The 13,072-nt window shown below is 59.3% G+C and carries 13 protein-coding genes; 8 read left to right on the top strand and 5 right to left on the bottom strand.

Annotation, left to right across the window (positions count from 1 at the left end; translation table 11 throughout):
- Position 1: 1 nt before the first annotated feature.
- Positions 2–1,885, top strand: coding sequence for a hydantoinase B/oxoprolinase family protein (locus tag WNY37_RS15130; protein WP_342974232.1), 1,884 nt, complete (start codon positions 2–4; stop codon positions 1,883–1,885).
- Positions 1,886–2,095: 210 nt separating this feature from the next.
- Here the strand turns inward: WNY37_RS15130 and WNY37_RS15125 are convergent, their stop codons facing one another.
- The 5 genes from WNY37_RS15125 to WNY37_RS15105 are packed head-to-tail and all read right to left on the bottom strand — an operon-like array spanning position 2,096 to position 6,399.
- Positions 2,096–2,950 (bottom strand): isocitrate lyase/PEP mutase family protein, encoded by an 855-nt coding sequence (locus WNY37_RS15125; RefSeq protein ID WP_342974231.1) that lies wholly within the window; start codon positions 2,948–2,950, stop codon positions 2,096–2,098.
- Positions 2,947–3,864 (bottom strand): polysaccharide deacetylase family protein, encoded by a 918-nt coding sequence (locus WNY37_RS15120; RefSeq protein ID WP_342974230.1) that lies wholly within the window; start codon positions 3,862–3,864, stop codon positions 2,947–2,949. The genes WNY37_RS15125 and WNY37_RS15120 overlap by 4 nt, the downstream gene beginning before the upstream one ends.
- Positions 3,861–4,760 (bottom strand): polysaccharide deacetylase family protein, encoded by a 900-nt coding sequence (locus tag WNY37_RS15115; protein WP_342974229.1) that lies wholly within the window; start codon positions 4,758–4,760, stop codon positions 3,861–3,863. The genes WNY37_RS15120 and WNY37_RS15115 overlap by 4 nt, the downstream gene beginning before the upstream one ends.
- Positions 4,760–5,440 carry an isochorismatase family protein gene (locus tag WNY37_RS15110; RefSeq protein WP_342974228.1) on the bottom strand — a complete coding sequence of 227 codons (681 nt, stop codon included), beginning with the start codon at positions 5,438–5,440 and terminating at the stop codon, positions 4,760–4,762. Before WNY37_RS15110 ends, WNY37_RS15115 begins: the two co-directional genes overlap by 1 nt.
- Entirely contained in the window at positions 5,437–6,399 is a 963-nt protein-coding gene (locus WNY37_RS15105) for a hydroxymethylglutaryl-CoA lyase (RefSeq protein WP_342974227.1), read from the bottom strand. The genes WNY37_RS15110 and WNY37_RS15105 overlap by 4 nt, the downstream gene beginning before the upstream one ends.
- A 77-nt stretch (positions 6,400–6,476) precedes the next feature.
- Between WNY37_RS15105 and WNY37_RS15100 the strand changes: the two genes are divergently transcribed.
- From WNY37_RS15100 to WNY37_RS15070, 7 genes are all read left to right on the top strand, one after another.
- Entirely contained in the window at positions 6,477–7,703 is a 1,227-nt protein-coding gene (locus WNY37_RS15100; RefSeq protein ID WP_342974226.1) for a CoA transferase, read from the top strand.
- A gap of 51 nt (positions 7,704–7,754) precedes the next feature.
- Positions 7,755–9,191, top strand: a complete 1,437-nt coding sequence (locus WNY37_RS15095; RefSeq protein ID WP_342974225.1) for a 3-isopropylmalate dehydratase large subunit — start codon at positions 7,755–7,757, stop codon at positions 9,189–9,191.
- Positions 9,188–9,805, top strand: coding sequence for a 3-isopropylmalate dehydratase small subunit (gene leuD, locus WNY37_RS15090; RefSeq protein WP_342974224.1), 618 nt, complete (start codon positions 9,188–9,190; stop codon positions 9,803–9,805). Before WNY37_RS15095 ends, leuD begins: the two co-directional genes overlap by 4 nt.
- Before the next feature lie 82 nt (positions 9,806–9,887).
- On the top strand, positions 9,888–10,775 hold the full coding sequence (locus WNY37_RS15085) for a VOC family protein (protein ID WP_342974223.1): 888 nt from the start codon (positions 9,888–9,890) through the stop codon (positions 10,773–10,775).
- A 27-nt stretch (positions 10,776–10,802) separates the two neighbouring features.
- The gene (locus WNY37_RS15080; protein WP_342974222.1) at positions 10,803–11,657 is read left to right on the top strand and encodes an alpha/beta hydrolase; all 855 of its coding nucleotides are present in this window, start codon (positions 10,803–10,805) and stop codon (positions 11,655–11,657) included.
- Entirely contained in the window at positions 11,654–12,310 is a 657-nt protein-coding gene (locus tag WNY37_RS15075; RefSeq protein WP_342974221.1) for a hypothetical protein, read from the top strand. Before WNY37_RS15080 ends, WNY37_RS15075 begins: the two co-directional genes overlap by 4 nt.
- Positions 12,311–12,341: 31 nt before the next feature.
- On the top strand, positions 12,342–13,070 hold the full coding sequence (locus WNY37_RS15070) for a hypothetical protein (protein ID WP_342974220.1): 729 nt from the start codon (positions 12,342–12,344) through the stop codon (positions 13,068–13,070).
- The last annotated feature ends 2 nt before the right edge of the window (positions 13,071–13,072 follow it).

Here is a 13,072-nt window from a genome sequence, read left to right as displayed (position 1 = left end):
TATGGCAGATATCATCCAGACAAATGACGCCGCCTTCCAGAAGGTCGAGATCGATCCGGTCACGCTGGACATCATCGAGAACGCGCTGCGCAATGCTCGCGTCGAGATGGACGCAACGCTCGTTCGAACGGCGATGTCGCCCGGTATCCGCGAGCAGGGCGATGCGTTTCCCCTGATCGCTGACCACAAGGGCCGGATGATCGTCGGACAGTTCGGCAGCTATATCGGCCCCTTCCTTGAGGGCTACGAAGGCACAGTCGAAGATGGCGACCTCATCATGCTGTCGGACCCATATTCGGTTGGCGGGGCCATCAGCCACTCCAATGACTGGCTGGTGCTGCTGCCCGTCTTCAAGGATGGCCGGCTCATCGCCTACACGTCCATGTTCGGTCACCAGTCCGATATTGGCGGGAAGGTGCCGGGATCGATGCCGATCGATGCGACAAGCATCTTCCAGGAAGGTGTGCGTATTCCGCCTGTGAAGCTCTACAAGCAGGGCCAGTACAATGAGGACGTCTTCAAGCTAATCATGCATCAGGTCCGCACGCCGGACTGGTGCGCCGCTGACCTCAATGCGCTGATCGCTTCCTGTCGCGTGGCGAAGAACCGTGTCGTTGAAATGGCGGAGCGGTTCGGGGACGATGTGTTCGTCTCTGCGTGCGAAGAACTTCTTGATCGCAACTACCGCGCCATGAAGTCGCTCATCGCATCTTCGATCGGCAGCGATCCGGTCTCTTTCGAGGACTATATCTGCGACGACGGAATGGGTTTTGGTCCTTACAAGATCAAGTGCACGATGTGGCGCGAAGGCGAAAAGGTCGTGCTCGATTTCTCAGGCACCGACCCGCAGAGCCCGGCCTCGATCAACTTCTTCCTGAACGAGAACATGCTGCGGATGTTCTTCGGCATCTACATGATCATGGTGTTCGATCCGCAGATCCTGTTCAATGACGGGTTCTACGACCTGATCGATGTGCGCATTCCGGAAGGGTCGCTGCTCAAGCCGAAATTCCCTGCAGCCCTCTCTGGGCGCACCCATGCCCTTGGCCGCATCTTCGACGTGCTGGGCGCACTGCTCGGCCAGAAGACACCTGAATTCCTGAACGCAGCCGGCTTTTCATCTTCGCCGCACCTGTTCTATTCGGGCTTCGACCGGAAGGGTGAGTACTTCCAGCTCTTCCAGATCGGGTTCGGCGGCATTCCGGGGCGTCCGTTGGGCGATGGGCCAGATGGCCACTCGCTCTGGCCGGGCTTTACCAATGTGCCGAACGAGTTCCTCGAGCGCTATTTCCCGATGGTCATCGAGCGGTATGAAACCGTCGCTGACAGCGGCGGCGCTGGACTTCATCGGGGCGGAAACGGGATCATCATGTCCTACCGCTTTCTCGAGCCAGGGCATATCGCTATCCACGATGACCGCTGGTTCGTGCCGCCCTGGGGAGTGAATGGTGGCGAACCCGGCAAGCGGGCCCGCAAGATCCTTGAAAAGCCCGACGGCACGAAAACGGTTATCGCCAACAAGGCCGAAGACCTCGAAGTCGAGGCGGATGATGTCCTGCATTTCATCACCTGGGGCGGGGGAGGCTGGGGCGATCCGCTCGAGCGTGATCCGGCCCTGGTGGGCAAGGAGATCCTGCAGGGACTGGTCACCGTGGACGGAGCGAAGGCTTATGGCGTTGTCGCCGATGAGGCTGGCAATGTTGACGAAGCCGCCACCGCAAAGCTTCGCGACGACATGAAAGCGTCGCGTCCAGCCCTCGAACTTTTCAATTATGGGCCTCCCGTCGAGCAGCTGCGCGCCAGCTGCGAGGCAGAGACGAATCTACCGGCGCCGGTACAGCCGCGGTGGAAAGGAGTCGCGGGGATGCCCATCACAGCAGACTAAGCAGGGGGAAAACCTCATCCCTCAACACACCTTCCCCTGCTTTGTGGAAGGATACGTCAAATGCCCGACGTGTTCTTCCTCCCGGGGACACCTGTTCTCCTCCAACTCCAGGTGTCCCGCAGGCCCATCCTTTCCTCCCGGATGGACTTGCTAATATGAAAAAGCCCGGCCGCAGTGGCCGGGCTTTTTTTTGCGTTGCGTCGGGGCGTGTCAGTCAGCCCACTTTTTCTCGAAATCCCAGACCTCCTCAAAGCCGATCAGGCCGCAGAAGGTCTTGAAGTCGAACATGTCCATGTCCGCCGGTTCGCCGTCACCTTCGTCGCGAAGGCGTATCAGGGCCGTCTCTATGGCTGATGCAGCAATCAGGCTCGTCAGGGACGGATAGATCGAAAAGGCATATCCGATGTCTCGAAGCACATCAGCTTTCAGCATCGGCGTGAGCCCGCCATTCGCCATATTTGCCATGACAGGCTTGTCGAGATCCTCGCAAGCCTTGCGCATCTCCTCTTCGCTGGTCAGCGCTTCGGGAAAGAGGATGTCGGCGCCTGCTTTCGCATAAGCCTCCATCCGCCGGAGCGTACCGTCCATGCCTTCGGATTGGCGCGCATCGGTGCGTGCGATGATGAGCATGTCCTCACGCGTATCGGCGGCGACTTCGATCTTCCGCACCATGTCCTCGATCGGGACCAGCCGCTTGTACGGCGTGTGACCACATTTCTTCGGGAATTCCTGATCTTCGATCTGGATGGCGGAAACGCCGGCTGCTTCATAGCCCTTCACGGTGTGGGCGACATTGAGCAGGCCGCCAAACCCGGTATCGGCATCGGCGATCAGGGCGGCCTTGCTGGTCTTCTTGAGGGTCGACATCCGGTCCAGCATCTGGGTGTAGCTGACAAGGCCAGCATCCGGCAGACCGAGCCCGGAGGCGGTCAGCCAGTATCCGCTGCCGTACACGATGTCGAAGCCGACCCTGTCCGCCATGACGGCGGCGATCATGTCGTGAATCCCTGGAACGACGAAGAAATCGCCGGCCGCGAGTTTGTCCTTGAGGCGTGTGTCCGTCATGACTTGGCGGCCGCAAGAATTTCGGAGCCCGTCGCAAAGCCATTGTCAGGCTGCGAGGACAGCCAGCCGAGCAATCTCTCGAAAGCATCCATCCGGTATGGCAGCCCCATAATGTATGGCGTGATATTGAGCGGCAGCATTCTGCCACCGAAGCGGTCGGCCTCGCCGCTGAGCCACGTCCAGGCGTCCTGGATCTGCTCGGCGTAGGAATCCACCGAGTGCTGCTGGACGTTCACGATCTGGCGATCCGACAATTCGTGATTGAGTGGCAGGTTGTAGATTTCGCCGGCAGGCGTCTTCATCGCGTAGGGCAGTTCGTCATTCACCCAGTCGCACATATAGGCGAGGCCTGCTTCAGCCAGCAGGGCAGGGGTGTTGAAGGATTGCGAGCGCGCAATCGAGAGCCAGCCTTGCGGGCGCTGGCCTGTCACCTTCTCGATGGCAGCCAGAGAGTCCGCGATATAGGCCTTCTCGACATCTTTCTCCACGCCGGTTGCCACCGCCGCGTTCATGTCGGTCGAGTGGGCGATGATTTCATGTCCCTCGGCGACAATGGTCTTTGCCAGTTCAGGATAGCGCTCTGCAATTGCACTATTCATTGCAACTGACGCTTTTGCGCCAACAGTTTTGAGAGCATCAAGCAAACGATAGATGCCGATCCGGCTGCCATAGTCACGGGAGGTGTAATGGCGATAGTCCGGATAGGCGGTCTGCATGTGGCCCGGGGCGCGGAAGGGCTTGTCATTTGGCGTGATTGGAAACCATTCGAGATCAATCACGACCCAGGTCAGCACTTTTTTGCCTTCCGGCCAGGTGACGGGTGTCCGCTCGAACATGTTCGACCAGGGATACAGGTCGTGATCCATGCCACGCTGGCGCTTGGGGTATTCGAGATAGGAGGGATCGAGGCTCATCGGGCGTCTCCAGTCTGGTCGGCATGATTGGCAAGATAATGTTCGGCGATATCACCGCTTCGGGTAATCCAGGCCCGGCCGTCATTGGCGATGTGGCGAAGCACCTCCTCGAACGGACCGATGCGATGCGCCTGTGCGATAAGGTAGCTGTGCAGCGGGATGCACATCACCGTGCCTGACGTTTCGCCTTCCTTGGCGAGCCGCTCATACTGGCGGATCAGCGTGTCGGCGTATTCGCGCGGGCTCATATTGTAGATGAAGAAGCCATAATGGTCGTTGACCTCCAGGCTGTAGGGCATGGAGATGAGCTGACCGGATTTCACCGAGACCGGCATTGGCTGGTCATCATGATAGAGGTCGCAGGTATAGGTGAGTCCGTACTCTGCAATCAGGTCCAGCGTGCGCGGCGTATGCGTGAGGGCAGGGGCAAGCCAACCCTTGATGTCCTGTCCCGTCGCTTCCTTCACCGTGCGGATTGAATCCTCGATGATGGCGCGTTCCTGAGCTTCGTCCATGCCATAGGAATAGCGGGTGTTGTAGATACCGTGGCTGAAGAACTCCCATCCAAGCTGATTGGCATTCTCGACGACTTCCGGGATGTGCTGGCAGAGCGCTACCGACAGTGAGACAGAGCCCTTGAACCCGTGGCGTTCCATCACCTCGGCCATGCGCCAGTGGCCCACGCGGTTGGCATAGTCGCGGTGCGAATAGCCGACCACGTCCGGATGCGGGGTTTTCCAGCTCTTCCGGATCGGATTGGCCGGCGGGTCCAGTTCGTAAAATTCCAGATTGGGTGACACCCAAACGGCGACGGTCTTGCCGTCGGGCCATTCGATCTTCGGACGATTTCTGTAGGGCGTATAGGAATAGAGCCCCGGATCAGCCTTGGCTTCCATTACTGCGCCTCCAGCCAGTCGACGACCGTCTGGACGGGTTCGACATCGGCATATTTGAGCGCCAGGTCGGTCAGGTTCGCATAGTGGTAGCTTTCATGCTTGTCGGCGCAGGTTTCGAGCGGGACGATCGTGCGATAGCCGCGCGACAGGGACTCAACGGCTGTGGCGCGAACGCATCCTGACGTGCTGCCGCCGGTAATCACCAGCGTGTCCACCTTATGCCAGACAAGCAGGCTTTGAAGCGGCGTTTCGAAGAAGGCTGACGGCATGCGCTTGGTGTAGATCATGTCGTTCTCGTCGATTTCGCAACGATCATCGAATGCGTGCCGGCGGCTGCCATATTTGATGTTTTGCAGGGAGTCCGGCGTGTCCGAACGTGTTCCCCAGATGCCTGCGTCGGAGGCGTCATCCGCGAAGGCTACATGCGTCCAGATGACCGGCATGCCCTTGGCGCGCGCCAGGTTGGAAATCGTGTTCACATGTTCGATCTGGCGAGGATCGGATTCATAAGCGGTCTTGAACTCGTCGATCCGCGTATAGGCGTTCTGGATATCGACATTGACGATAGCGAGCTTCTCGCCAAAGCCGAATTTGGCTCGCGAGGGGTTGCTGATGACGTCTTCGAAGATTTCCTTGGCCGTGCGGCCGTCCGAGACCATTTTTGTGCCGATGATGCTCATGAATTCGCTCCAATCGTTCGTGATGTGACCCCAGAAACTTTAGCCGGGGTGAAATTGAGGGGAAGTCCGGCTTCCGGCGTAAAGCCATAGAAGTCGTCGTCCTTGAGGGCGTCTTGTACAAGTGTGCGAACGCCAAACAGCTTTTCCAGGTCGATGCCTGTAGATACGCCCATCGCTTCAAACATATAGACCAGGTCTTCAGTGACGAGATTGCCACTGGCGCCGGGCGCGAAGGGACAGCCGCCGAGACCGCCGAGCGAGCTGTCGAACGTCCGAAGGCCCGTTTCGAAGGCAGCGTAGGCATTTGCCAGGCCAAGCCCGCGCGTATTGTGCAGGTGAATTCCGGTCAGCGCGTCTTCGCCGACAGCTGCCCAGACCTTTTCGATGAGGCGGCGAACCGAAGCGGGATTGGCATAGCCAGTCGTATCCGCGAGCCCGACCTCGTCGCAACCAGCTTCCATCAATGCAATACCAAGTTCGACCACTTTTTCTTCGGGAACATGGCCTTCCAGCGTACAGCCGAAGGCCGTTGAAAGGCTGCCCTCAAAGTGCGGGCGCTCTTTTTCTGGCAGGTCGGATATAAGCGCGGCGATCTGGCGCGCCTCTTCCAGAACCTCGGCATGGGTGCGCCGCAGATTGGCTTTGCTGTGAGATTCGCTGCAGGAGAGCGGCAGGGTAATTTTGTGCGCGCCCGCTTTTATGGCGTTCTCTGCTCCCATCCTGTTCGGAACCAGTGCCGCAACGGTCAAACCTTTGATTCGTCTTGCATAAGAAACAATTTCAGCTGTATCAGCCAGTTGGGGAAGAAGGCGCGGGGGCACGAAGCTTCCAACTTCAATTTCGCTGACGCCCGCCAAAAAAGCCGCATCAATCCAAGCTTTTTTGGCCTCTGTAGGCATGATAGCAGATATATTCTGAAGGCCGTCCCGTGGGCCGACCTCACTAATCAAGACATTCATATCGGGTTTTCCGGTTGATCCATTTGTTATTTGAATATAACAATTGGGCCAATGGAGTCGAGAGAGATTTTTTCTGAATGAGTGTTGATACTGTTTCTGGTGAGCTTCCGCTCGCAGGCATTCGCGTGATCGAATTCAGCCACATGGTCATGGGGCCTGCGACAGGCGTGATTCTGGCTGACCTGGGGGCTGAAGTAATAAAGGTAGAGCCAATCGGCGGCGATCAGACCCGCCGGCTGCTGGGCTCCGGCGCGGGCTACTTCCCAATGTTTAACCGCAACAAGCGCAGTATTGCCCTGGACCTGAAGTCAGAGGATGGCCTGCAGATCGCAACTGATCTGGTGAATGGCGCTGATGTCCTTCTTGAGAATTTCCGTCCCGGCGCGCTCGAAAAACTGGGGCTTGGGCCCAGCGCTTTTGAAAAGAGTAATCCGGACCTGATTTATTTCTCGGCCAAAGGGTTTCTTTCGGGACCGTACGAATCGCGCGCGGCTCTTGATGAGGTTGCGCAAATGATGGGCGGGCTGGCCTACATGACCGGACCGCCCGGGCGCCCCCTCAGGGCCGGGGCATCGGTAATTGACGTGACCGGCGGCATGTTCGGTGTCATCGGAATTCTCGCAGCCCTTTTCCGGCGTGAGCGCAGCGGCGGCGGTGGCTGCACAGTCCGATCCTCCCTGTTTGAGACGACGGCGTTCCTTGTCGGCCAACACATGGCGCAGATGGCGGTTACGGGTGTTGCCCCAAAACCGATGCCGGAGCGGTCTTCGGCCTGGGCAATCTATGACGTCTTTGAAACGGCGACCGAGGATGAGCAGATCTTTGTGGGTGTCGTCAGCGATTCCCAGTGGAAGTCCTTCACCAAGACGTTCGGCCTTGATGCGCTTGCAGCCAATCCTGCCTATGCGGCCAATAATGACAGGGTGCTTGCCCGTGATGAACTGATCCCGCAAATACGGGCGCTATTTTCCTCCTTTGAGCGCGATGACCTTCTGAAAAAGCTCGCGGAAGCGGGGGTCGCATTCGCGCCGATCGCGCGGCCAGAGGATCTCTTCGACGACGAGCATCTCAATGCCGGCGGCGGGCTGGTCGATCTGACGCTGCCAGGCGGAAACGGTATTCGGCTGCCGGCACTCCCGGTTGAGATGAATGGCAAGCTTCCAGGTGTCAGGCTCGACCTTCCCAATGCGGGGGCGCATACTGTGTCCGTGCTCAGGGAGCTGGGACTGAGCGATGACCGTATAGAAGAACTTGGCCGCTTAAAGGTGGTCCAGGAGGCCGGCCCAGGCGACGTTGCCGGCTGAGAAGCGCGGCATTCGCGAGGCATCGCCTGATGAATACGAATAACTGAAAAAATGACCCGATCCTTTCCTCCCCCGCCGTCCGGCACGCTCGCCAGCAAGATCTGGAACGAGCATGTCGTGACGCGATTAAATGAAGAGACCGAGCTGCTTGCGATCGACCGTTTGTTTCTGCACGAGCGGACGGGAGGCGTGGCCCTCAGGAGCTTGCGTGAAAGCGGCCGCGATGTGCTTGCGCCGTCCAATGTGTTTGCGACGATGGATCATATCGTGGACACCTTTCCGGGACGTACCGATGACACGCTGATGCCGACGGGAAAGGCGTTTCTCCAGATTTTCCGTGAGGAAGCGGCCCATTACGGGATCACGCTTTTCGATCTTGATGATCCGCGCCAAGGTATTGTTCACGTCGTTTCGCCTGAACAGGGCATCGTGCTGCCGGGCGCCACGCTGGTCTGCCCGGACAGCCATACGTGTACGCAGGGCGCGTTCGGCGCACTCGCCTGGGGCATCGGCTCGACTGAAGCCGAGCATGTCCTCGCCACGGCGACCCTGCGAATGAAGCGGCCGAAGGACATGCGCATCCGGGTCGACGGGGCCCTGCCGCCTTATGTGACGGCGAAAGACCTCGCGCTCCACATCATTCGCGAGCTCGGCTCCGGCGGCGCTAAGGGCCATATCGTCGAATTCTCGGGCGAGGCCGTGCGGGCGCTAGACATGGAAGCTCGCATGACGCTCTGTAATATGGCGACCGAGCTCTCCGCCGTCACGGCAATCATTGCTCCCGACGAGAAGACGCTCGACTATCTGCGTGGACGCCCGTTCGCGCCCGAGGGGGCAATGTGGGAGCAGGCGAGCGAGTACTGGCTCTCGCTGAAGAGCGATGACGCGGCGGACTTTGACATTGAGCATGTGGTCGATGCCAGCAAGCTTGCCCCAATGGTGACGTGGGGAAACAGCCCTCAACATGCCCTGGCAATCGGGGAGAGTGTGCCGACTTATGAAAAGTTGGGGCTGGGCGACAGCCGTGAGACCTATGACCGGGCGATCACCTATATGGGGCTCGAGTCGACTGACGAACTGGGTGGGCTGGCCATCGATGGCGCTTTCATCGGGTCATGTACGAATAGCCGCCTGTCCGACCTTCGACGCGCGGCGCGTATCCTGGACGGACGCAAGGTGGCGGAGGGCGTGCGTGCCATCTGTGTGCCTGGATCGACGCAGGTGAAGCTGGCTGCCGAAGCCGAGGGTCTGGACCGGGTGTTTCGGGAAGCGGGGTTCGAATGGCGCGAATCGGGCTGTTCGATGTGCTTCTTTGCGGGTGGCGAGAGCTTCGGGCCGGACGAGCGCGTTATCAGTTCTACGAACCGTAACTTTGAAAGCCGGCAGGGGCCAAACACCCGGACGCATATTGCTTCGCCTGAGACGGTTGCCGCCTCGGCCATCGTCGGCCGGATCTCAAGTCCTGCCGCACTGGAGCCGTCCGCATGAAGCCGCTGATCCGACTGACCGCCAAGGCTGCGCCCTTGATGCGGGAGAATATCGACACGGATGCGATCATCCCTTCGCGGGAAATGCGTTCGGTGTCGAAATCCGGGCTCGCCGACGGCCTGTTTGCCGGTTGGCGGTACAAGAATATTCGGTCCCGTGAGCCCGATCCCGACTTTGTGCTGAACCAGAAAGCGTATGAGGGAGCAGAGATTCTCGTCGCGGGACAGAATTTCGGATGCGGCTCCAGCCGCGAGCATGCGGTTTGGGCGCTGGCGGAGTACGGGTTCCGGGCGATCATCGCCCCCTCATTCGCGCCGATCTTCCGTAGCAATTGTATCCGCAACGGCATTGCCCCAATCGCACTGGATTCCGCAGATGTCGAAGCACTGGCTCTGCTGGCAAGGCAAGGCGAAACGTTCGAGATCGATCTGGAGGCGATGGAAGTCAGGGCTGGTGATCACACACTGCCTTTCGACCTCGAGGCCGAGGCGCGCACCATGCTGATGGAAGCGCTCGACCTGATCGAGCTTACCCGCAAGTCGATGGATGAAATCAAACAATTCCGGTCAGAACACAGCCAGTCGAGGCCCTGGTTATATTTCCAGGCCTCCTGAAAAGGATCGACTTGCAAATAAGTTATATATCTATATCAAATGAGCGTAGCAGATTTTCGAGCGAGAAAAGGTTTACGCACATATGACTTTGCTGAAATGCGCGACACTGACGGTGAAAGACGTATCGGCCACAGCCGACCGGTACGAGACATGGTTTGATTACAGTGTCGTCGAACGCGGCGAAGTCCCTTCCGATCTCGCGGATAGCTGGGGCACGCCGGGTAGTGCGGGTCGGCCATATGTCATCATGCAGCCCGCATCCGGTCAGCAGGTCTTCATCCGCCTGGTACAAGGGGATCCTGTGGCCTCCTACGTGCCAATCAGCACGCTCGGCTGGGCCGCCACGGAAATCTGCGTCCAGGATGTGGAAGAGGTGAATGCGCGCATGGAGCGCTCGCCCTTTGAAATTATTGGACCGCCCAAACCACTGGATGGCTTTCCGACGGTGAAGCCGATGCAGGTTCGCGGGCCCGATAATGAGGTCCTGTTCCTGACGGAGATCCGGGTGGACGGGCCGGCGAACGGCCTTCCGGTTCCCCAATCCCTGGTCGACCGGCCCTTCATTATGGTGCTCGCCTGCAGTGATCTGAAGCGGACAATCGCATGGGTGGACGAGGTTTTCGGCTTCGAGATGATCGACCCGGTCGCCATCGAATACACAATGATCTCCCAGGCCTTCGACCTGCCGGCGGGCCAGAAAGTCGAACTGGTCACGGCGAAGTGGAAGGGCGAAGTCTTCCTCGAGCTTGATCAGTACCCTGAGCAGGTGACGCCGCGGGACCGCCATGATGGCACACTGCCGCCGGGCGTCGCGATCACCACGATAGAGTTTCCGAATTTCGACAAGCTGGCCGGTCACTGGGTGAGCGAGCCTGTCGTGCGCGAGGGAGCGCTCTACGCCGGCAAGCGCGTCGGTCTTCTCAAATGTCCTGATGGTGCGCTGCTCGAAGTTATCGAGCGGACCGCCTGAATATAAGCCTGGAAGGGAGCTTTTCCTTTGACACATTCCGAGCCAATCCGGCGCGGCTTCGTTGATGTTGCGCACGGCCAGATGCACTACCGCACTTCCGGTGAGGGGCGTCCTCTTCTCTTCCTGCACGCTTCGCCTGGCAGCTCGCGTCAGCTGGTTCCCATGATCGACAGTTTTGCCGGAGAGGGCCGCATCATTGCGCCTGATACGCCGGGCAATGGCGATAGCGATGCCTTGCCGCTGGAAGCGCCTGAAATCACCGATCTTGCTGCTGCCATGCTCGGATTTCTCGATGCGATGGAGCTGGAGTCGGTGGACGTCTATGGGTCGCATACGGGCGGTACAGTCGCTGCCGAGCTCGCCATCCTGGCGCCCGACCGGGTCCGCAGCGTCATTCTTGACGGCGTGATGGTGCTGACGCCGGAGGAGCTTGAGGACCTGCTTGAGCATTATGCTCATCCGTTCCCGGCCGACCGGGAAGGGGCCTATCTGGCAAAGATCTTCCAGTTCTGCCGTGACCAGTATCTCTTCTTTCCCTGGTTCAAGCGAACGCGCGCGAACCGCCGCGACAACGGTCTCGGCAGCGCGGAGGATATTCGTGCCTGGGTGCTGGAAGTGCTGAAGGCGAATGAGACCTATTACAAGAATTACCGCGCGGCGTTTCGCTGGAACGCGGCGGAGCGCCTGCCGCTTGTCGAGGTTCCCGGGCTGATCATTGCAGGCGAGAATGATCCGCTCTTCGATACTTCGCGGGATATTGCTGAGAAGCTGAAGGGGGGCCGGTTCACGGCGCTGCCGCGTTTCGACGACGAAGATTTTGCCGCGACGCGCCGGTCAGCCATGACCGACTTCATCGCCTCAGCAGAGGGGGCAGGCGCATGACGATTGCCCTTCTGACCCTGCTGCACATCCTGATCCCGGTCTACTGGCTCGGCGGCGATCTTGGCGCCTTTTACGGCTCCAGCTTCATGGTCGATCCGAAACGCACGGTCCCGGAACGGATGCTCGCGCTCAAAATACTGAACGATATCGACATGGCGCCCCGCACGGCGCTGATCCTGGCCTTGCCAACGGGGTTCACGCTGGCGGCGACAAAAGGCTGGCTTGCGGTTTCACCGCTCCTGGTCGCCCTTGTGTGGGTGGTTGCTCTTGTCTGGCTTGCGCTTGCCTGGGCGGTTCATCTCAGCCATGGCGGCGGCTCAAGCTGGACCCGGCCTACCGATCTCGCGATCCGCTATGTGGTTATTGTGGGCACGTTCGGGACTGCGATCGCGTCACTGGCCGGGCTGATCGACATTCCGCTCTTCATTGCCCTGAAACTGATCGCGCTTGGCATCTGCATCTGCCTGGGCCTTTTCATCCGCATGCTTCTTGCGCCGCTCGGACCGGCAATCGTCAGCATGAAAACAGATGGTCCCAGCCCGCAGTCCGACGCAGCGATTGCCGGCGTCATCTCACGAACCCGCCCGGCCGTTCTGGCGATCTGGGTCGCGGTTCTAGCGGCCAGCTATTTCGGCATTGCGATGCCGCTTTGATTTCACGAAACGATTTGAAAAGGAGTGCTAGATGAAACACAGGACAATTGACGGGAAGATCCTATACACCTCGCGCAAACCCGGCCGGGAAGGCGAAGAGCGCGGACGCGAATATTTCAACTGGACGGTCCACTCCGACGGAAAACGCACGCTTCGCGCACGCTGCGAACTGGAAGATCCAGATCCGTCCGTGCATCGCGACATTATCTACAGCGTCGACGCGAATGACGACCCCATGGACTGTTTCGTCCGCCTGACCATCGGCGATGAGTTTATGGGATCGGGCTGGTTCCGCATGCTCGAAGACCATATCGAATGCGAGAGCTATGGCCCGTCCATCGGGCGCATGTCGCAGCGCATGCCGGTGAATGGTCCTTATGACGGGTTCGGTACGCATCCGATCTCCGGTGACGCCTATATCACCAAGAAGGTCGATCGTTCCAAAGGACCGCATACCCACAAACTGCGCACGTTCCTTCCGTCACCAGACCATCGCGGGGCGACGCCGCCGGTTATCGCGGAGACCAATATCGAGCTGATTTTCGTTGGCGAGGAAAAGGTCACGGTAAAGGCGGGTACATTCGACGCCTATCACTACCGGTTCACCGATGAGAGCGGCGGCATGGTTGCGGCGAATGGCGAGGCTCATCCGGAGTATAATTGCTGGGTCACGGCTGATGAGGACGCCATTTTCCTCAAAGGCGGCGTGGATGGCTACATGATGACCTGGTATGAGCTGGTCGAACTGACACGCAGCTAGGC

Origin of the sequence: Henriciella sp. AS95 (genome assembly GCF_038900055.1) — a bacterium.
In the GTDB taxonomy this organism is placed as follows: Bacteria; Pseudomonadota; Alphaproteobacteria; order Caulobacterales; family Hyphomonadaceae; genus Henriciella.
This window is presented reverse-complemented; position numbering and strand designations above follow the sequence as displayed.